Source organism: Psychrobacter sp. CAL346-MNA-CIBAN-0220, from assembly GCF_040309805.1.
Classification (GTDB): Bacteria; Pseudomonadota; Gammaproteobacteria; order Pseudomonadales; family Moraxellaceae; genus Psychrobacter.
Map to the genome: position 1 here is coordinate 1 of NZ_JBEOPF010000730.1, position 235 is coordinate 235.

The 235-nt window shown below is 38.3% G+C and carries 1 protein-coding gene; it reads right to left on the reverse strand.

What is annotated here, in order from left to right:
- The coding region (locus tag AAEY88_RS15490; RefSeq protein WP_350563814.1) for a lipopolysaccharide assembly protein LapA domain-containing protein at window positions 1-235 on the reverse strand (235 nt) is incomplete at both ends.

Sequence of the window (235 nt, forward strand, 5' to 3'; positions counted from 1 at the left end):
GATGTATATTGGCCTTTTGCAAGCGTGAGATTTCCCACTTATTTTGCAGCACACGGAAGATAAGCAACGCTAACAAAATACCAATGATAATACCGAGTATCAAACAAAGTATCAGTAGCAGTCCTAAATTCATCGTCGGTGCTTGTGAGAACAATAAATTGACACCGACCTCAGTATTATTGGCTAATACTAAACCTAGCGAATAAGCAAAGCTTAAGAACAGTAATATCAGCAG